The following is a 19,468-nucleotide window of genomic DNA, read 5'->3' as shown; positions in this document are numbered from 1 at the left end:
TACGTGAAGCGGGATTACCCCACTTAGCTCAGCAGGAGTTGGCTTGCCTTGGATTACCGAAGGGATGCAAGCGGAACTCCATCCATTCGCAATCCTTTTGCGGACCTTTCGCGGAAACGCCGACGCATCTTAAAGCGAGCTTAGCACGTTCGTTATATTCGCCGAGATGCGGCTGGCAAAAACGCTTGCGCCAAGTCGTTCAACCGACGAGAAAGAACGGTGATCGGGCGAACGCGTGAATTCGATTACCCCCAAAAACTTAACGCCATCGGCTAACGCGACCTTGAATCGTCGCGAGGGATCCAACTCGAGCGTCAGCGACCGGATCGGTGTCGCCAACAGCAAGTCATCACTCCCATAAGCAGCAAAACGTCGTGTGCATCCACTAGACGCAAAATAGTCGATGCAGCACGAGTCCGAAAATTCCGGCACGATCATTTCGACGATCGTTCCCAATTCGTGCTCTAGGGACAATGAACCGTTGCGTGCATGCATCGAGTCAGTAACCCATTTGAAAACGCGACGACTCTCGTCATCGTGCGTCTGATTCACTCCAAGCATCGAAAGGTCGTTTTGCATGCACAAAAGATCATCCAGTACACTTGTGAGTCTTTGATCTCGCAGTTCCATAACCAAAATTTCCTTTGCGACGCGAAGACCTAACTCCCAAACGTCAGCACATTGTCAAGCTGTCGGTGAATCTCGGCGACCTTGCGAGTCAACTCCATCGCCTGTGGGGAATGGGGTGATTGATCGTAATGCATCTTTACACTGAGCACGCTCATCTGGAGTTCCAGTGCTTCCAACGCTGCTGCAACACGATGCAAATCATCAATGGCACCGCCACTTAGACATTCTTTACTATCGTCGGTATACACAATTAACCTCCTGTGGTTGATTCCGGGGCCTTGATCTTGCTCCGGACAAATGTCGCGAATCGCTCGAGACTCTCGATTGAATCCGACTTGAATTTAGCTCGCGTTCACTCTAGGTCAATGAATTCGTTCAATTGGCGAACTGGGGTAGTTGCAATCCATTTCATTGGATCGCAGGTAAGGCTCCACTTACATGCGATTGAGGGCGAGGTATTTGCCAAATTCAATAGAAAAGTCCTCATTGATCTCCCGATTTTGACCATCTCGCTTATCTGGCAATAGTAGAGAATCCCCAATCTCACTCTGGGGGAATCCCCCAGTGCGTGTAACTCTCTTGGCAATCGAGAACGGTGCCCCACACCTAGACTATTCACAACCCGGCGAGTCAAGTTTAGAGGTTGCACGTTTTCCTAACCGCAGCGCCAGCGAGGGAGTCTCAATCTTGCCCCGGTCGCTCGCCTAACGCTTGGGGTTGCGATTTGCTGCGAATACGGCAATAGCGCACGTTCCAACCGAAGGCGGAGGGTTAAGGCATGCACTCGCTTTCAAATTCGCTCAGGTAATCCGTTGTTAGCAAACCGATTGCAGCAATAACCAGTCGTCAGATGCCTCATCCGGGTTCGCGCGCAGGATGGTAGAATCATGCACGAGGAAAGACGCGATCGAGTCGCCCCCCCGCTGGCGACACGCCATCCCGAATGGTCCGAATCAAAGGGAACAGCGTTAAACCAGAATTTTGAACCGGGATTTGCGTCCTCTGATTAGCTCCTACTTGGAATCGTCGTGACGAGAAAACGAAAGAAAAAGACTTCATCGGCATCCGCTGACGACTCGTTACCGCCGGGTAGCCAGGACGAATCCCCAACCGCCTCCGCCATCGCCATCGCCACGGCGGAAACGCAACAGGCTGATCATTTTCCGATTGTGGGGGTCGGTGCGTCGGCAGGCGGTTTGGACGCCTTGCGTCAACTGCTCGAAGCGATGCCCGAGCGTCCGGAATTCGCCATTGTCATCATCCTGCATCTAGCCCGTGACAAGCCGAGTCTCGCCCCCTCCCTACTGTCGAAGTATACGACCATGGAGGTGCGTCAAGTTCACGAAGAGACTTTGGTGCGGCCCAACTGCGTCTACATCATCTCGCCGGGAAGCTATCTGGGGATACAGGAAGGTCGGTTGCAATTAACCGAAATAGAAGGGGGGCGGACCACTCCGGTCGCGGTCGACCTGTTTTTCAAATCACTTGCCAAGGACCAAACGCGGTGCGCCATCGGCGTCATCCTGTCGGGAACCGGCAGCGACGGAACACGCGGTGCCAAGGCGATCAAGGAAGCAGGCGGTTTCGTGATCGTCCAAGAACCGAGCACTGCTGAATTTGCAGGGATGCCCGAGAGTGCGATTGCATCGGGAGTGGTCGATCGAGTGCTATCCCCCCAGGAAATTCCAGCGGCGATTGCCCGTTTCGCTCAGCATTCGTACCTTCAGCCGAGCACGCCGCTAGCGCCGCAACCAAACTCACCCACGAAACAAGTATCCTCCACGAAACAGGACGCTCCAACGCCAGCGATATCGTCCGACTCGCTGTACGCGATGATCTCCCTGCTGCGAGACCACGACAATCACGACTTTCGCAACTACAAAGACGCCACGCTGGTACGGCGAACGCGGCGACGAATGTGTCTGCATCAGATTGAGGATATCGAGACCTATTTGGCCTATCTCAAACAGAATCCCGACGAGATCACAGCACTGGCGAAGGACTTGCTGATTAGCGTCACCGACTTTTTTCGTGATCGCGAAGCCTGGGATGAATTGTCAACCAATGTGATCCACAAGATCGTGGCCAACAAAACGGACAACCTGGACTCCAACGACGACGCCATCATAAAGGACAATGCCGTTCGTGTTTGGGTTCCCGGTTGTGCCACTGGGGAAGAAGCGTACACGGTCGCGATGCTGATCCTCGATGAACTTCGCACCCAACACAAGCGTTGTACCGTGCAGGTATTCGCGTCGGATATTGACAAAGCCGCGCTTCAGTACGCTCGGATCGGGCGTTACCCTCGCAGCATCCAAAGCGACGTCTCCGCAGAGCGACTCCAGCGTTACTTCGATTCGGAGGAGGGTGACGGTCCATTCCGAGTCAATAAAACGCTGCGTGAGACGGTGATTTTTGCGGACCAGAATTTGATTTCCGACCCTCCGTTTTCCCAACTCGACTTGGTTTGTTGTCGCAATGTTTTGATCTACCTCAATCCAGAAACGCAACAGAAGGTCATCAAGTTGTTTCACTTTGTGCTCCGGAAATCTGGTTACTTGATGCTGGGCACCGCGGAAACGGTGGGACGTCAACAGAACCGGTTCGAGACGGTAAAGAAGAAACAGCGAATTTTTCGTAGAATCGGCTCCATTCCGGACGAAGGCATTCCCTTACCAATCTCCACTGGCAGCGTGCGCCGCAATCCTCCTCGTTTATCCTCGTTGCCCCGGCGCGATCAGAAAGTGACCCATTTGATTCAGCACAAATTATTCGACCTCGTGGCTCCTCGCGCGATCTTAATCGATCGCCACTGGCGCATCCTTTATATCAACGGCGACGTCAATCCGTTTCTCTTACACACCTCCGGGGTCCCTAACGATGATTTGCTCAGCAAACTGCGGCGTGACTTGAGATCCCGTTTGCAGGAAGCGGTGCAAAGGTCGTTCGCAAAGCAGCAACCGGTGCGACTGTCGTGTCGGCTGGCCCAGGGAACGAACTCGGGGGAATTGGACATCGAAGTTCGCCCTCTTCACGACGATGAAAACGAGCAAACGCTTGCGCTCATCATTTTCCGTGAGCCAACCGACAATGCCGCTGAACAAGAACCCTCAGCTTCGCCGCCGCCATCGTCCAGCTCGGTTTATCCCGACGAGCCTGTACTGGGCCCCTTCAGCGCCGAGGCGGAGTCGACGATTCGCCATTTGGAGGATGAGTTATCGGCAGTGAAAGATGAACTGCAAAGCTCTTTGGAACAATTCGAAATCTCGCATGAAGAGTACAAGGCTTCCAATGAAGAGGTGATGAGTGTCAATGAGGAATTGCAAAGCACGAACGAAGAGCTTGAAACCAGCAAAGAGGAGTTGCAATCGCTCAACGAGGAACTGGCAACGACCAACCAATTGTTAGGCTCCAAAGTCGAGGAGTTGGAAAGAAAGCATGCCGATTTGGAGAACTTAATTTCCGCAACCGAGATCCCCACGATCTGCCTCGGTATCGACTTGACCATCCGCTGGTTCACGCCAGCGGCTCAGTCGTTGGTGCGGATTCGAGATACGGATAAGGGGCGACCACTGAGTGAACTCGCGCACGATTTTCAAGATGAGAGTTTGACCGCGGAATGTGAGCGAGTGCTTGCCGAATTGCAGCCGATCGAAAACGAAGTCGATTGTCGTGACGGCCGCTGTTTCGTGCGTCGCGTCATTCCCTACCGGTTGAATGGGGATCAGGTGGGAGGCGTTGTCGTGACAATGATCGACATTACAGCGAGAAAACAACGTGAGGAACAATTGCGAGCGAGGAACGTTTTCGTCGCGCGCTGAGTGTGGACGGTATTGGCATTCTGTTCTACGCGGCCGATGCAACGCTCTTGGATTGCAACGATTGGTTTCTCCAGCGAACCAGTTACTCCCGCGAGGACGTGCAAACACGATCGCTGACGTCATCACGATTGACACCGCCGGAGTGGAGCAAGCCGATGGAGGCGTTGTTTGAGACGGTGCGTCGAAGCGGCCACGTGGGGCCGTATGAGATGAAGTGCTTATGTAAGGACGGCTCACAATTTTGGATGATCCAATCGGGTTGCACGTTGGAAGATGGCACCATCGTCATGCACTGCGTTGATATCGGCGAACGCAAGCGGGTGGAAACGGAACTGCGACAAGCCGAAGAGAAACTACGTGCCGCATCGACGGCGGCGAAATTGGGCTGGTACTCCTATGACGTGGTGAGCGAAGAGATTTATTGGTCCAAAGAATTGAGATCGATCGTTCAAGTGGGACCTGATGAGCCGCTTAACCTGGAGCGACTACGACAGCTCATCCACCCCGAAGACCGCGCCTTCATCCAAAGCCATCTCAACAAGTCGCTGCGTGAATGCGACGAGGACGGTTATCACGCCGAGTTTCGAATCGTGCGCAGCAATGGCGAAATACGCTGGTTCGAAAATCGTGGCAAAGTGCTTGCGATTGACGAAGAGGGGAAGTTGCAACCACGTTTTGCGGTGGGCATGCTGCTCGACATTACCGAACGCAAGGCGGCTGAGCAAAGTACCCGCGAGCTGAACAAAACGCTTGAACAGCAAGCAATCCAACGAAACGAATTACGCGAGCTTCTGCAACACATCACCCGTATCGCCAATGAAGCCAAAACGGTCGAGATGGCAATGCGAGTGACGCTCGATCAAATCACTCAGTACAACGGATGGTTGGTCGGGCATGTGTGGCGTTTGGCGGACGACGATAGCGGGCAGATGCAAAGCACGGGATTATGGCATGTGCGAAAGGACGCTGCGTTATCGCTCCAAAAGCTAGGCGATTTCCAGCAGACTCGCGGCGGCCTACGCTTTGCGAGCGGCCAAGGAATGATCGGGAGGGTGCTGCAGACCAATGAACCTCAGTGGGTCGAAGATGCCACTCTCGATCCGCTCTTAAACCGCATCTCCGACGTCGGCTTTCGCGCCGCAATCGCGTTTCCCATCACCGTCGACGGCGAGATCGTTGCCGTCATGGAATTCCTTTCCGATCACGTCCTCTCCCGAAATCACTTTTTCTTAGAAATCTTACCCCACATCGGAATTCAACTTGGCCATCTGATCGCCCGCAAGCGGCTCGAAGCAATCGCCGCTAATATCGCGATCGCTGAACAGCAACGCATCGGTCGTGAGCTGCATGATGGGATTGCCCAGCAATTGACCGGGGGAGCATTGATTGCCGAAACCCTTCGTCGCAGCCTACCGGAGCAGATGAAGTCTCAATTTGAAAATGTCAAACACCTCAGTGATATTTTGAAACAGGCTCACCAAGACGTACGCCGACTGTCCAATGGTCTGCTGCCAAGCCCGATCGAGTCTGTTGATCTACTACCGACGCTACACGGGCTTGCCGCCGATACGGTGGATCGTTTCCATTTGAAATGCGACGTTGATCATCATCGATTCGACGAAGGATTCGTGTGCAACGATTCCGTTGCACTGGTGATCTATCAAATCGCATGTGAAGCGGTCCATAATACAATCAAGCATGCCCAAGCAAATCAAATTGTGATCGAGCTTCGCAGCATGGATCATTTTGCGATGACGGTCCGAGACGACGGCGTCGGGTTCACCTTCACCGGACCTGCACACAAAACCAGCGCCCACGGGCTGCGAATCATGCGATATCGCGCTGAGTCGATCGGTGGAGAATTAAAAATCGACACGGCTCCCAACCAGGGAACGAGCGTCACCTTGACCATCCCCCAAAGGAATTGCCAATCATGAATCAAACGATCTCCCCCGCCGCCCGAATTGTCGTCGTCGACGATCACGGCATCGTCCGATTTGGTTATTCCCAACTGATCAATCAAGAACCCGACATGGAAGTGTGTGGATTGGCCAGCAACGAGCAAGAGGGAATCATGTTTCTTTCTCGTGAAAGCCCCGACCTTGTCATCGTCGATCTGACGCTCAAAGAGGGCAGCGGCATGGACTTGGTTCAATCGGCAATCAAAATCTGTCCTGCGATCAAAATCTTGGTGATCTCGGCCCACGACGAGAGCTTGTTCGCACACCGTGTGTTGGCCGCCGGAGCGCATGGCTATATCAACAAAGAGGAAGCCCCCGAGAAGCTGATCGAAGGAATTCACGCGTTGCTGGGTGGCGACTTTTTCTTCAGCAAATCGGTGACAAAGAACCTCATTCGTCGCCGCCTAGGTGATCCCAAGCCCGCGACAATGCAAGGTCTCGAATCGTTGACCAATCGTGAATTACAGGTCTTTGAACAGATTGGAAATGGCCGCAGCACGCGTGAAATCGCCGACGCGTTGTTCCTCAGCGTCAAGACGATCGAACGACACAAAGAGAACATCAAAAGTAAATTGAACGTCGACAATGCCACCCAATTAGTCCAACATGCCACCCGCTGGGTCTTGAAACGCGGCTACTGAAACGCGGCTACCCAAACGGGGACGCGCAGACGGTTTGGGATATCGCTCCGCTGGCATGGCTGCGATCGACAATCGAACCCCACTGGAATTCCTGATATGCTACACGGTGATTGGCTGTGAGCGATCATGTCGCCTCAACTTGATCACCACGAAATTTGAAAGCCCCGAATTTTAAAAGCCCCGCGAAGCCGAGTGAATTTGATTTCGCATCCCCCCTACTTTGATGAGCAAATTAAAGATCATGACAGTTCGCTTTGGATGCCTTGCTGCGATCGTGACCTTCACGCTATCCGTTCTTGGACTCTCACCATGCACGCGTTTGCTCGCCCAGGAGGGGGCGTCGACAAGCACGTCTAAAACTTCACCAGCCCCTGTGAAACTCGAAGCATACGAACTGGGCAATACAGAACGTGTGCATCGCTTTGGCAACATTGTGTTGGCGGGGCAGCCCGATCAAGCGATGTTTGCCAAGTTAAAGCAGCATGGGATTACCACGGTGCTCTCATTGCGTGAGACGATTGAGTTGGACTGGGACGAAAAACAGGTTGCCGAGGCTGCGGGGCTCCGTTTTGTTCAACTTCCCATCCAAGGACCGGACGATTTGACCCCGAAAATGCTCGAGGAGAGTCTGGCATTGATGCGCGCCGCAAAGGAGGACAACGGGGTGTTGGTGCACTGCGCGGTCGCCGGACGCGTGGGCCCGGTATGGATGGCTTACCGTGTCATGGAAGACAATCTGAGTGTGGAAGAGGCTCGCAACGAAGCGAAGCAAGTGGGGATGCGTGCGTCGGTCCTCGAAGCCAAAGTGATTGAATACCTTAAGGCGGAAGGAAAAGAGTAACCGAGGAGGCCGCCGCGATCGATTTCCCTCTAGTTTTCAGGATGGTTTTCAGGAAAGTGGCAAGGCACAAATTGCGAAAAAGACGAGCGTACCTCCCCGCGTGAGCGAGGCCCCCCAAGCCCAATGTACGGCGCCGCTTCTTTTGGCATACACTACGCCAAGCGTGGACCCTACTTTCATGCTGCGAAATGGAAATCTACCTACCAGGAAATTTGAAAGATGAATCGATTGTTGCCGTTCGCCGCGGTCGTTGTTGTGATCAGCCTGCCTTCGATCGCGTTTGCCCATCCCGGACACGGCCCCGCCGGTCATGGTTTAGCGGGACAGGAACTGGGTGGTTTGGTTCACGGCTTGCTGCATCCATTAACCGGCATCGATCACCTGTTGTCGTTGATCGCGGTTGCGGTCTTGTCCGTTCGCCTGGGAGGGCGTGCATTGTGGGCCGTGCCCGCTGCGTTCCTCTTGATGGGCGTCGTTGGCGGCGGAGTTGCAGCACTCGGTTGGTCTCTCCCAATGGCTCAAACGATGGTGGTCGCAACGGTCTTGATCGGCGGTTTCACGTTGGCTTTACATCGCACGCTGCCTCGCTTTTTGCTAACGGCGATTACCGTTTTTGGACTTTTCCACGGCAGTGCTCATTTCAGCGAACTCACCGGCAGCTCCGCAGTGGCGTTATACGCGAGCGGCTTGATCGCTGCGTCACTCGGCGTGATGCTTGCCGTGATTGCGACCGGGCGTTGGGTTGAACGATCTCGTTCCAACGAGACTTTTGCAACGACATGTCGCTACATCGGTGGTTCGCTCACCGCCGCCGCGATCGCTTTGATGTTGTTTTAAAGCAGCGTTAACGCAGCAGCGGAAGTGGTCGCGCCCGACCCGTCACCGCTCCATTGCCGTGATGGCTCTCCCCACAGGGAGTGCGACCAAATTCGCCTCCCTCAACGACGCCCATCTCGTCGAGCAATCCGCGTTGCTCGAGTCGGTTGCCAAAGATTGCATTCGGAATGCCATCTCGCATTACGAGATGCGTGAAGGCGATTCGACTTAGTCTTTGCCGGAACCTTCGCCCCGTTTCGGGAAAACAATGTCAACAATGCTGGCTCGCAATGCGGGATAGCCCCAACCGATCGTCACGGCGCAATAAGCGGCAATCGAAAGCGGTGAAGCTCCGGCCGCCAGCAGTCGCGGGGTGTCGAGAAACGGGGCCCCCGAATACCAAGCCAACGCAAGGTAGACACCGTTGGCAAGAACACAGAAGTTCGCGACCAACCAGGTGGACGGTTTTCCAATCGCCAATGCAAATGCCAAGGGGATCGCACAGCCCAGGAGCGGGCCAGCCCAAAGGGTGATCAAGGGGTGCGGGTCGGGAGCAAAGTGACTGTGCGGCAAACGCCACGGACAAAGTTCAGCGTGTTGCAAGGTTCCACCGCTGAGCCATCCGCCGATCAAGTGGCCAAGTTCGTGCGTCGTGGTCATCACGCACCATGCGGCAAGCATTAGGATCGCGAAGAAATAGTACGCTGGTCTCATGTCACCTCCATCCCCATCCGCCACACCGTACCGCTATCCGCCGGGGCGATGATCTTGGCATGGAATTCCACACTTGCAACAAGCGGGACGAACCCATCCAAAATTCTACCCCGGATTATTTGCACTCCGGATTATTTGCACTCCGGCCTGCAAACAAGAGAAATCGCACTCTTCATTCGGTCACTCGCTGACACGATGTGAAATCGCGTGTTTTTCACACTCCGAAGTGTAAGCGAGGGAAGCTCACTCCAGACTCGGTCCCGTCGCTGACGCTTCGGAGTATGATTTGCCGGCAAAAACGGCCGTAACGCAACCTGCGCACTGACGCGTCTGGTTGTGACGTCCATGGGAAAATGGCAATCACGTCATTTTATACGCACGCTTCGTGCATTCACAGACAGCCGCGTGTGAGATCCCGGGGCGTGATGGGCATTTGAAACGCCCAATCCATCCCCCGTCGTGCGTCTGATTCGCTACAAACCGGACGAACCCGTTGCTACACCGCGGACGAGGCATAAGCCTTGGCGACTTCCTCGGCGATGATGCGAAATCCGTTTCGGACGGCATGTTCGGGCATCGTAAATGTCACTCGAATGCATTCGTCGCGATGGCGCCATTGGTCGTCCTCGAGCCCGAAGAAGAAGTAATTGCCAGGAACGACGAGCACGTCTCGCGATTTTAACCGCTCGTACAATTCACGTGACGTGATGGGGAGCCCCTCGAACCACATCCACAAGAAAAACGCTCCTTCGCTGCGATGAATTCGATAAGGCAATCGGGGATCAAAAAATTCTCGCACGAAGCCTTGGGCTTGTTCGGACTTTTGGCGATAAAACGGTTGGACAATCTCGTTGCTTAAACGCAAGATTTCGCCGCTTTGGATCAGTGGAGTTGTAATCGCTTGCCCGATATTGGTGTTGGCGAGGCCGATGATGGACATCATCGAAGAGAGCGACCGAATCAGCTCGGGATTGGCGACGACGATTCCGGTCCGAGTTCCTGGTAAACCAATCTTCGACAGACTGAGTGTCAGGATGATGTGCTCGTTCCAAACCGGAGTCGAGGCGGTGAAAATCGCGTTCGGGAATGGAGCGCCATAAGCGTTGTCGATGATCAGCGGAATGTGGTGCGCGGCGGCGATTTCCGTCAAACGTTGAATTTCCGCATCGGTCAAAACGTTGCCGGTCGGATTGGTCGGACGCGACACACAAATTGCCGCGATATCGTCCGTGACTTCCAACGCATCAAAATCAACGCGATATTTAAACTCATGGTCGCCGGTAATTTCGATTCGCGGCTTGACCGCACGAAACATCTCACCATCGACGGATTGGTTTGCGTAGCCGATATACTCAGGCACCAACGGGAGCAACACTTTCTTGCGACTACCATCGCGGAACTTGCCGGCCAATGCATTGAAGAGCATGAAGAACGCGGATTGGCCGCCTGCGGTCACCCCGATGTTCTCGGACCCCACGTCCCAGCCGAATTGTCGCTTGAATAAATCCGCCAACGCCGAGCGAAAACCGGGATTCCCCGACGGCGGTTCATAATTGCCCAAGGCATGCTCTAATTTCCCAGGCTCCGCTGCGAGCGCGGTGATACGTTCTCGCCACAACGCGTCCATCTCGGGAATGTGTGCAGGTTGTCCACCGCCGAGCATGCAGATCTGATCGCCGCCCTTAGCGATCGCATGTCCAAGATCCTCCATCAACTCGCTGATACCGCTGCCGCTACAAAGCTGTTCGCCAAATTCAGACCAGTGTTGTTTCATTGCATTCTTCTTCGCGGGGGACGTTCGTGACCTACCGACGCAAGTATGGTGAATCGCAAGGAAGTTCGAAACCATAGCGAGTTCCTAGCATCGACAAGCTTGCGGTTCTCGGGGGGAACCGTCCCCTGTAGCCGGTCGTCGCGTGAATGGGATTTGGCAGATACTTTTACTTTGCCGGATGCTTGGCGGACGAAGCCACGCGTCGTGCATTTTCTGAACGAGACGCTTTCGACAAACCTGCTTAAAATAAGAGCATTCCCAGACGCAGTGGACGCAATCACCGATTACGGTGCGCCCACGGCGGTTCCGATTTCGCTCTTCCTGTGTCTTCCCAAATCACTTCCTGTTCGCCTCCGCAAACTGATGCAAAACCAACGTCACCTCCCGCAAATCGTTACCGCTTGGCTAGCTCTGCTCGCCTTGGGGACGATGGTGGTTGCGCCCACGGTCGCAAGTGCGAGTTGCCGGGCGTGCGAGGCGTGCGGGGCGTCCCAGGGGGGCACATCCGATGTTCAATCGTGTTGTGCGACCGACGTTGCGGGGCAAATGGATCATGTCCACTGCATCGCAACAACCGATGGACTGATAGACCGATGTCCCTGCGAGACTTGTTGGGGACCAATCGAATCTCATCATCCCGTTCCGGTCCCCTCGGGCAATCCGATTTCGCTCGCGGTGGACGCGGCCGAACCCTCATTGAATGATCCTTGGTCGGGCACAACGTTTTCAACTCGCGTTGTCGCCCCGACCCTTTTTCTCCCGGCGCAAGCACAGTGCGCCCGTCTTTGTCGTTGGCGGAAATAGACTTCGCAAGAAGGTCCGCTTTGTGATTGAACGATAGATTCGATGTTTTGGAGAATGAAGATGAAGATGTTTCGATTGTTTGGGCTCTTGGTTGTCGCAACGATGATGACCGTTGCGGTCGCGTCGGCTTTCAGCCCCGTGAGAGTGTCGGGGAACGCCAAGATGGACGCAGCGTGTCCGTGCGGAGCGTGTGAGCCAGGGTGCGATTGCTGCGCCGGGAGCGAATGCGTTTGCTCTGACTGCGTTTGTGACGCGTGTGGATGCGATACTACGGCCGGAGCCGAGGTGAATGCCTGTTGTGCGACGGGCGAATCATGTGCTGGGGGCGACTCGGGCGCCACCACTACCGCCGAGGGTTCGGACGCCACAATCGCCGAGGGTAACCCTTGCGAGTGCCACTGCGTTTGTGAATGCACCGACGTTTGTGAATGCACCGACGATTGTGGATGCGTGGGAGCTCCGTGCGGCTGCACTGTTTGAGTGAACCAGCGCAATGGGTTGAGTAAACCAACGTAACGGGTTCATCCCAACCTCGCTCATTGATCCGATGAGAAACCGGCCAGTCGCTTCATCCCGAGGCGGCTGGCTTATTTTAATCTGTTCCAATCCCCCTCACGTCTCAGTCGATACCGATCCGATCAAGCATTACTCCGTTTTTCATAGCGGACGCGATAAACGGGGATGCGGTACCGTCGACTTCGTCGCTCGAAGTGGGTGCGGTAATCGAGATCGTGTTGGGCCTCGATCTCTTCTTCGGGAATCGGCACGCCTAATTCCGGCGCGATTTCGGCGATGATTTCCACGGTTTCTTCAAAATAGTCAAGCACATCAGTCCAAACGTGCAGCCGGCCTCCCGGGCGAAGCGCCTTGGAAAAGTTCAAAATGCTTCGCTCGTTCAGCACCCGGCGTTTGCGTTGTTTCTTTTTCCACCAAGGGTCGGGGAAATAAACATGGACCGCCTCGAGGCTTCCCGCCGGAACTCGCTCGTTGAACAGCGGTTCGGCGTCGCCACTAATCATGATGGCGTTACAGGCCTCCGTTCTCGCAAGCCGTCCGGCGGCGTGTTCGGCGCACTTGTTGTTAATCTCAATGCCGACAAAATTATGCCTGGGGTTTTCGACCGACGCGGTCGCCATGAACAAGCCTTTGCCCGAGCCGACCTCCATTTCAAGCGGCTTGGTGTTGTCAAACATCGATTCGCTGGTGAGCAGCTCGGGCAGCTGATCGACCACTCGAAAGACTTTACTGAGGTCAAGACTGGCTGGGGGACGGCGAATGGGACTTCGAGACACGTTCGAACTTACAACTATAGGGAGGGTTACAGCGGCGCCGATTCGAGACGAGACGGGCCCCCGCTGAGGAAACTACGATTGAATTGCGGTCCTCACATCGTAACCGAGCACAAAATCTCTACAATGACCGATTGTTTTGGGGCATTTGCATTCTGCGTCCCCATCCCCCCCACTCGCATCGCTCTACGAATAGATTTTCATGGTAAAGGCACCGGCCGATTTTGGTGGATTGAATGTCGCTGCGCTCGAAAGTCGTCGCGCCGACGATATGACACGGCTGATCACACGCCATCACGGTGTGGCCCATGTCAGCCCCTCGATGCGAGAGGTTCCGATCGAACCGAATCGCGCGGCAATCGATTTTGCCTATCGCGTCATGACGGGCGAGGTTAACGTGGTCATCGTAATGACCGGGGTGGGATTCCGTTATCTGCTAAAAGCGATCGAACGGCATCTCGATCAACAACGGTTCCTCGACGCGCTCTCGGATATCACGACCATTTGTCGCGGTCCCAAACCGGCTGCGGCTATGCGTGAGGTCGGCGTGACGACGACGTTCCGCGTTCCCGAACCCAACACGTGGCGTGAATTGCTACAAACGATCGACGCCAATCTGTCGATCGCCAACCAAGTGGTCGGGGTACAAGAGTATGGTGTCAGCAACACTTCGTTGGTCGCTGGCTTGGAAGCCCGCGGCGCCACGGTCGAGCCCGTCCGTGTGTACGGTTGGGAGTTTCCCGAAGCGACCGAACCGCTGCAGCAGAACGTGCGTGCCCTGGCTGCCGGCCAGCGTGATCTGTTATTGGTCACCAGTGCTCACCAAGTGGTTAATCTGCTTCGCATGGCCGAGCAAATGGAGCTGGTTGACGATCTTCGTCGCGGGTTGCATTCTACCGTGATCGCATCGATTGGCCCGACGACAAGCCAAATGCTACAAGAATGCGAGTTCCACGTTGACTTTGAACCTTCCCATCCCAAAATGGGCCATCTGGTCACCGAGTCGGCACGTCAATCGAGTGAACTGGTTCAAGCCAAACGACGTGTCAAACCCATCCGATGGTCTCACGAAACTAAGCCGCAGAGCGAAAATATGCCCCTCCATCCGTCCAACGACAGCTTGTTCATGAAGGCGTGTCGCGGTGAAGCGACCGAGCGAACTCCCGTATGGTTAATGCGTCAAGCCGGTCGTTACATGGCCGAGTACCGCGAAGTCCGGGCTAAGCAATCGTTCCTCGAACTGTGTGCCAACCCGAAACTTTGTAGCGAGGTGATGTGCACCGCCGTGGATCGTCTCGGGGTCGATGCCGCGATCATTTTCTCGGACTTGCTGCCGTTGTTAGTGCCGATGGGCTTTGATCTGGAGTTTGTTGCTGGCGATGGCCCGGTCATCCACAACCCGGTCCGCAGCGGTGAGGATTTGGCTCGCGTCCGACCGCTCGATCGCCCCGAGGCACTCGACTTCGTCTACGAAACGGTTCGTCAAACACGCGCCGATTTACCCGCATCAATCCCCTTGATCGGATTCGCCGGATCCCCGTTTACGCTGGCTAGCTATGCGATCGAAGGTGGCGGCAGTCGCCAATACACCCACACCAAGAAATTGATGCACAGCGATGGCGGTGCCTGGGCCGATTTGATGAACAAGTTGTCCGAATCGATCACCGTTTACTTGAACCATCAAATCGCCGCCGGTGCCCAATGTGTGCAATTGTTCGATAGTTGGGCCGGCTGCCTGTCCCCAGCCGACTACACCAAATTCGTACTCCCCTGGATGAAACAGATCATTGCAGGGATCGACCCTTCGGTTCCCGTGATCAACTTTGCCACCGGCAACCCCGAGCTGCTGCCGCTGCTTCGCGGGGATCGCCGAACCGTGGTGGGCGTCGATTGGCGTATTTCGCTTGATCAGGCCTGGCAACGCATCGGCCACGATTGTGCGGTCCAAGGCAATATGGACCCATCGGTGTTGTTAGCCGATCCTGATGTGATTCGGGAAACGGTCGACCAATTGCTGCAATCGGTCGAGGGACGTCCCGGCCACATCTTCAATCTCGGCCATGGCGTCTTGAAAGAGACCCCGGTCGAGAACGTGATCGCGCTCGTCGAATCGGTCAAAGAATTGAGCCAACGCTAATGCCACGACCGCTGCACATTTGTCCATTCTGTTCGCTCCACTGCGACGATGTGCGCATTGATGAGGTTGCGAAGCACGGCTGGGTCGCAAACGTTCCCTGTGACCGAGCCACCGCGGGCTACCAGCATGCATTTCGCGACGCGCTGGACGCGCGTTGCGGAGACGATCGCTGTACGGCGATGGAGGCCAGCAAGCACGCTCAAACGCTGCTCTCCGGCTCAATCCCGTACTCTCTGGTGACCACCGGGACCGACTTAGACTCCGCGAAACAATTGCATCAGCTTCAAGAGGCGGGACGCATTCGTGTCCTCGTTGACGAGACTGCTTCGGCCGAAGCGTGGCGTGCCGCGATCAGCCGCGAGGGAACGTTGGCCGCAACGCTGGGGGATATTCGCACCCATGCGGACGTGCTCTGGACGATCGGAGAGGTGGACGCCGAAACGCCCCGATTGCGAGAACGCATCGACGCCGATCAGAAACGATGGGTTCAATCGAGTTCACTCGATGCGGAATCCCTCGCTGAAATTGCGTTTGCGATCCGCGCCGAGACGGTGCCCGAGGATAGCGGCACTGCGGTCACCGAGGCGATTCGGGCGTCGGCCTATCTCGCGATCATCCTGGGGCGACATGCGTTCGTCGATTCCGAAGCGACTGCGACCGCAGAGATGCTCTGCAAACTGCTTTGGCATCTGAATCAGAAACGTCGCGCCGTGGTGCTTCAACTCGATGACGCGGCCACCAATCGATCCGTGACGGCGTGGCAATCCAACACCGTTATCTCTTCGATTGCAGGAAACGAAACTCGCAAAATCGACCTTCGTTTGGGCACTCCGCCCGACGGGGCTCGCCCGGTGCGACTGCAAATTGGCGGCATCGATCGGGGAAAAGCGTTCGCGGAGGTGTTCTTGCCCGCCTCCACGATTGGTATCCATCGAGACGCCGTGGTGGTGCGTGGCGACGGCACCGTCACGTTACCCTTGGTGGCTGTAACCGCAAGCGTTCAACCCACACCGATCGAACGTTTGCACCAATGGATCACCGCGTGATCGTAATGCCCGAGTGAGTTTGCGGGGACGCGTGTGAGGGTGCGGGGACGCGTGTTTGGGGGAAGCACGGAAATTGCATCGCCCGACAAGCCAACCATCGTGGCGGCCTTGCTGGTGCGTTGTAGATGCATTCGGGCAGCAACGATGCAACTAGACGGTGGTTCCTTGGTCCGCACGCCGGAGGGCACTTTCGACTCGCTGAAGCAAATCGATGCTGCGGTCGATATGTTGCGGGCCATCGCTATTTGTGCTTGCAACAAACTCCGCATGGCAATGTTGACATGCAACGGTGCAACCCAGCAGCGAAGCACGTACTTCCACGCGTCTGCCGCATCTTGGGCACGATTGCGTAAAGCGTACGCTGTTGTTTGAGGTCATGATAAGATCCTTTGAACCAGTCCAATCCGTGTTAGCTGCCGAGATTCTAGCCTTGAATCCACCCTAAGGCAAGCAAAAATGCCACAAGAGCCATTTTCCCCATTGGGTTAGAAACGGGTTGAGGTGAAAAAGCACGTGTTTCCCGGCACCATCGCCCCCCGATTGAGGATGATTAAAGTCTAAATTTGGGCCAGATTTGCCGCGGATTCCCGCCGAACTCAAGAAAAGTTGCCGCGTTTACACCTATACAGGTGTTCAAAACCTCACGCAACAACCGCCATCATTCGTGATCGCCCCCGATGAGGCAAGTCCCCAGTCAGACGCATGTTGGGTCCCCAAAGGTTCGCGAGAACGTCAAACACGCGATTTTCGGGGCCGCCGCACTCCATTTCTTAAGCGAAGTTCACGGAAAATTCACTGATCGACGCGCTCGGGGGTGGCTAGGGCCTCGTTCATCTCGTAGGGCAAACGCCAAACCTGGTCGCCTTTGGCGTTGGCGAAATACAAATGGCTTTCGCTTAGCTTCGTCGGATCGCCATCCGCCCAGAAGACGTAGAAAGGATCTTTGGCGTGAAGCGGACGGCGGGCATAGTTGTGATTGCGTGGGCTATCGTGGGTGATGGTTTGCTCAATCGACCACGTGGCGCCCTGATCACGGCTCGTCCACGCGACCATTTCGCCACCGCCATGATGTGGCTGAGGGCCTGGTTGTGAGGGGATCCGCACCGTCCAAATGTTCCTATCGAGATAGAGGCTTCCCATGTCGTAGTTGTGATCGGTCGTGCAAATCGTCGTCGTTTTCCATGCATTTCCATCCCAGCGAGTGAGCCGAAAATGACGAGGATCGTTTGGCGGCCCCGGTTCGTGTCCCGGGCTGGTGACGTACAACAGCACGGGATTTCCCCGGTCATCAAATCCCATGTCTTTCAAGTAGACGTTCAAGCCTTGGGAGGCATAGTCGACCACTCGCGCCGGGCTGTCGACATCGACTAACGGAACCGCCAACTTTGTTCCCTCAACGGTCGTCCAAGTTCGGCCCATGTCTTTGGTTTGGACGTAATAGAGATCCGTCCGTCGATCTACGTTCCCGTTGGGGTGGCGATTAAGAAAGGTTCCTGTTTTGCCTTCCACACTCGCGCTGGTTTGGTAGTGACCGCCTCGTGAATGTCCCGCTTCTCGAACTCCCGCCAACTTTGCGTCCTCCGTCCAAGTCACTCCATCCTCGCTACGCTCAAAGTACAACTCACGAACGCCGGTGTATTTGGTGAACAGATGCAGAAACCCTCGTTGGTTCGCCGCCGACTCGTGCATGTAATGCGGCTGCGGATAAGTCATCTCTTCGACGGAGACCTGCTCAAAGGCATCAATGCTGTAGGGCTTCACACTACGATACTTGAAGCCTGGTCGTTTCTGTCCGCGCCCACTGATGAAAATCCAGAGGTGTCCCTTTTGGTCGAGCGCAAGGCTCGGATTGTCGTGTGGATCATCAACGCCGTTTTTGTCGTGCACGACGACGGGCCGCGGGACTTGATTTGTCTTGTGATCGTAGTACGACACCATGCACAACAGATGACGTTCTTGGGGGCCGGTCGTTCCGCCATAGACAAAGAATGTCTTGTCGACCTCGCTGCTGTAGATGGCCAACGGCGTATGCTTGGCTGTATAGGTTCCCAAGCCGCCGGAGTACTTGTCCCCGTATGGGAACGTTGGCGTGGGCGATGATTTTGCGTAGACATTATCCCCCTCGCCTTTGCCATAAAATTGCCCCAGCGTAAACCAGATGCCTTTGTAGCCATTGGCGGTTTGTGCGCCCTGCGGCGCCGCTTCCTCGGCCTGTAACCCGGCTCCGGCAAATGCGGCTAAAAGCAATGTGGCAATACGGAGAGACAAATTCATCGGTGGATACCTCAAGCGGGTCTTAGGTGGTCTGCTGCGCAGCTCGAGCGATTGTTACGACCGGACATCGTAGTAAAAGGAACCGCTTCGCTACGAGGCACTGCTGCTCGATTACTCGAGCCGTAAGCGTGCATCAACGAAAGACGCCATCGTAGACGACGTCTTGAATTCAACTAAACGATGGCTAGAACAGTACCGGTTTTCCCAGCTGGCGGCGAACGGGTACCAGTTGCCCGGCATGCATCATTGGATGCGTACCAATCAAGAGAAAGACATCGCCAACGGTGGGACAGAACGAACGGAAATGCTCGGGCGATTCGGCATTCAACTGCTCCTCGCTGATCGCTTCGAGAGTCTGCAGCGTCGCGGCCCGCACGTTGTCCCATAACGCCAAATATTCTTCACGGCTGAGGAACGCGGATGCGTCGTCCGAAGCGATGGTCTCTTTCGAATGGGCTTCTGCGAACTTCGCGGGTAATTCAGCCCCCGCGCCCGGTGCAATGCTGTTGAGAATCGAGACTTCCGCAGCAATCAAATGCCCGGTTTGCCAAGCGATGTGGTTGCACCCTTCACAGGGACGCCGCATCATCTCGGCGTCGTCTAGATCGCTCATGTAACTGCGGAATACCATGTCACTAAGCTTCATGGCCGAACGAATCGCGTCTTTTCCGTTCATCAGATTCCCATCGTAATTCGAGGTAAGAGGTTTTAGCTGCGATT

15 protein-coding genes are annotated in these 19,468 nt (G+C 55.4%); 7 read left to right on the top strand and 8 right to left on the bottom strand.

Translation table 11 applies throughout. The annotated features are described in order from the left end of the window. Nucleotides 1-129: 129 nt before the first annotated feature. Both Pla52o_RS06015 and Pla52o_RS06010 read right to left on the bottom strand, forming a co-directional pair. Complete coding sequence (locus tag Pla52o_RS06015) at nt 130-579, bottom strand: hypothetical protein (protein ID WP_146593708.1); 450 nt, start codon at nt 577-579, stop codon at nt 130-132. Nucleotides 580-659: 80 nt separating this feature from the next. Continuing rightward, on the bottom strand, nt 660-878 hold the full coding sequence (locus tag Pla52o_RS06010; protein ID WP_146593707.1) for a hypothetical protein: 219 nt from the start codon (nt 876-878) through the stop codon (nt 660-662). Between the two features lie 780 nt (nt 879-1,658). Here Pla52o_RS06010 and Pla52o_RS06005 point away from each other — a divergent pair. The 5 genes from Pla52o_RS06005 (at nt 1,659) to Pla52o_RS05985 (ending at nt 8,731) form a co-directional block, all read left to right on the top strand. After that, nucleotides 1,659-4,451 (top strand): chemotaxis protein CheB, encoded by a 2,793-nt coding sequence (locus Pla52o_RS06005; RefSeq protein WP_146593706.1) that lies wholly within the window; start codon nt 1,659-1,661, stop codon nt 4,449-4,451. A gap of 2 nt (nt 4,452-4,453) precedes the next feature. Next, a complete protein-coding gene (locus Pla52o_RS06000) occupies nt 4,454-6,388 on the top strand; it encodes a sensor histidine kinase (protein WP_146593705.1) in 1,935 nt (644 codons plus the stop codon). After that, nucleotides 6,385-7,053 (top strand): response regulator transcription factor, encoded by a 669-nt coding sequence (locus tag Pla52o_RS05995; RefSeq protein ID WP_146593704.1) that lies wholly within the window; start codon nt 6,385-6,387, stop codon nt 7,051-7,053. Before Pla52o_RS06000 ends, Pla52o_RS05995 begins: the two co-directional genes overlap by 4 nt. 223 nt (nt 7,054-7,276) lie before the next feature. Further along, nucleotides 7,277-7,894, top strand: coding sequence for a phosphatase domain-containing putative toxin (locus Pla52o_RS05990; RefSeq protein ID WP_146593703.1), 618 nt, complete (start codon nt 7,277-7,279; stop codon nt 7,892-7,894). 219 nt (nt 7,895-8,113) lie between these two features. Continuing rightward, nucleotides 8,114-8,731 carry a HupE/UreJ family protein gene (locus Pla52o_RS05985; RefSeq protein ID WP_146593702.1) on the top strand — a complete coding sequence of 206 codons (618 nt, stop codon included), beginning with the start codon at nt 8,114-8,116 and terminating at the stop codon, nt 8,729-8,731. A gap of 7 nt (nt 8,732-8,738) precedes the next feature. On the opposite strand, the gene Pla52o_RS05980 is transcribed toward Pla52o_RS05985, so the two are convergent. From Pla52o_RS05980 to trmB, 4 genes are all read right to left on the bottom strand, one after another. Further along, on the bottom strand, nt 8,739-8,912 hold the full coding sequence (locus Pla52o_RS05980) for a DUF1501 domain-containing protein (protein WP_146593701.1): 174 nt from the start codon (nt 8,910-8,912) through the stop codon (nt 8,739-8,741). A gap of 26 nt (nt 8,913-8,938) precedes the next feature. Next, nucleotides 8,939-9,424 (bottom strand): hypothetical protein, encoded by a 486-nt coding sequence (locus tag Pla52o_RS05975; protein WP_231612130.1) that lies wholly within the window; start codon nt 9,422-9,424, stop codon nt 8,939-8,941. 496 nt (nt 9,425-9,920) lie between these two features. Then, nucleotides 9,921-11,198, bottom strand: coding sequence for a valine--pyruvate transaminase (locus tag Pla52o_RS05970; protein ID WP_146593700.1), 1,278 nt, complete (start codon nt 11,196-11,198; stop codon nt 9,921-9,923). Nucleotides 11,199-12,640: 1,442 nt separating this feature from the next. Next, complete coding sequence (trmB, locus tag Pla52o_RS05965) at nt 12,641-13,294, bottom strand: tRNA (guanosine(46)-N7)-methyltransferase TrmB (RefSeq protein WP_146593699.1); 654 nt, start codon at nt 13,292-13,294, stop codon at nt 12,641-12,643. A gap of 199 nt (nt 13,295-13,493) precedes the next feature. On the opposite strand from trmB, the gene hemE reads away from it, so the two are divergent. Together hemE and Pla52o_RS05955 are read left to right on the top strand one after the other, a co-directional pair. Further along, nucleotides 13,494-15,428 (top strand): uroporphyrinogen decarboxylase, encoded by a 1,935-nt coding sequence (hemE, locus tag Pla52o_RS05960; RefSeq protein WP_146593698.1) that lies wholly within the window; start codon nt 13,494-13,496, stop codon nt 15,426-15,428. Beyond that, nucleotides 15,428-16,474, top strand: a complete 1,047-nt coding sequence (locus Pla52o_RS05955; protein WP_146593697.1) for a hypothetical protein — start codon at nt 15,428-15,430, stop codon at nt 16,472-16,474. Before hemE ends, Pla52o_RS05955 begins: the two co-directional genes overlap by 1 nt. A gap of 792 nt (nt 16,475-17,266) precedes the next feature. Here the strand turns inward: Pla52o_RS05955 and Pla52o_RS05945 are convergent. Both Pla52o_RS05945 and Pla52o_RS05940 read right to left on the bottom strand, forming a co-directional pair. Then, the gene (locus Pla52o_RS05945; RefSeq protein ID WP_146593695.1) at nt 17,267-18,748 is read right to left on the bottom strand and encodes a BNR-4 repeat-containing protein; all 1,482 of its coding nucleotides are present in this window, start codon (nt 18,746-18,748) and stop codon (nt 17,267-17,269) included. A 184-nt stretch (nt 18,749-18,932) separates the two neighbouring features. Next, complete coding sequence (locus Pla52o_RS05940) at nt 18,933-19,424, bottom strand: DinB family protein (protein ID WP_146593694.1); 492 nt, start codon at nt 19,422-19,424, stop codon at nt 18,933-18,935. Between the last annotated feature and the right edge of the window lie 44 nt (nt 19,425-19,468).

The sequence above is a fragment of the Novipirellula galeiformis genome (genome assembly GCF_007860095.1).
Taxonomy (GTDB): Bacteria; Planctomycetota; Planctomycetia; order Pirellulales; family Pirellulaceae; genus Novipirellula; species Novipirellula galeiformis.
The sequence above is the reverse complement of the archived record's forward strand: the minus strand, read 5'-3'. Positions and strand labels throughout refer to the sequence as shown.

What these genes read in the sequence shown, in the direction of transcription:
- Pla52o_RS06015 (WP_146593708.1), bottom strand. Translation starts at nt 579, where the DNA reads ATGCAAAACGACCTTTCGATGCTTGGAGTGAATCAGACGCACGATGAC.
- Pla52o_RS05995 (WP_146593704.1), top strand. Translation starts at nt 6,385, where the DNA reads ATGAATCAAACGATCTCCCCCGCCGCCCGAATTGTCGTCGTCGACGAT.
- Pla52o_RS05990 (WP_146593703.1), top strand. Translation starts at nt 7,277, where the DNA reads ATGAGCAAATTAAAGATCATGACAGTTCGCTTTGGATGCCTTGCTGCG.
- Pla52o_RS05985 (WP_146593702.1), top strand. Translation starts at nt 8,114, where the DNA reads ATGAATCGATTGTTGCCGTTCGCCGCGGTCGTTGTTGTGATCAGCCTG.
- Pla52o_RS05980 (WP_146593701.1), bottom strand. Translation starts at nt 8,912, where the DNA reads ATGCGAGATGGCATTCCGAATGCAATCTTTGGCAACCGACTCGAGCAA.
- Pla52o_RS05975 (WP_231612130.1), bottom strand. Translation starts at nt 9,424, where the DNA reads ATGAGACCAGCGTACTATTTCTTCGCGATCCTAATGCTTGCCGCATGG.
- Pla52o_RS05970 (WP_146593700.1), bottom strand. Translation starts at nt 11,198, where the DNA reads ATGAAACAACACTGGTCTGAATTTGGCGAACAGCTTTGTAGCGGCAGC.
- hemE (WP_146593698.1), top strand. Translation starts at nt 13,494, where the DNA reads ATGGTAAAGGCACCGGCCGATTTTGGTGGATTGAATGTCGCTGCGCTC.
- Pla52o_RS05955 (WP_146593697.1), top strand. Translation starts at nt 15,428, where the DNA reads ATGCCACGACCGCTGCACATTTGTCCATTCTGTTCGCTCCACTGCGAC.
- Pla52o_RS05945 (WP_146593695.1), bottom strand. Translation starts at nt 18,748, where the DNA reads ATGAATTTGTCTCTCCGTATTGCCACATTGCTTTTAGCCGCATTTGCC.
- Pla52o_RS05940 (WP_146593694.1), bottom strand. Translation starts at nt 19,424, where the DNA reads ATGAACGGAAAAGACGCGATTCGTTCGGCCATGAAGCTTAGTGACATG.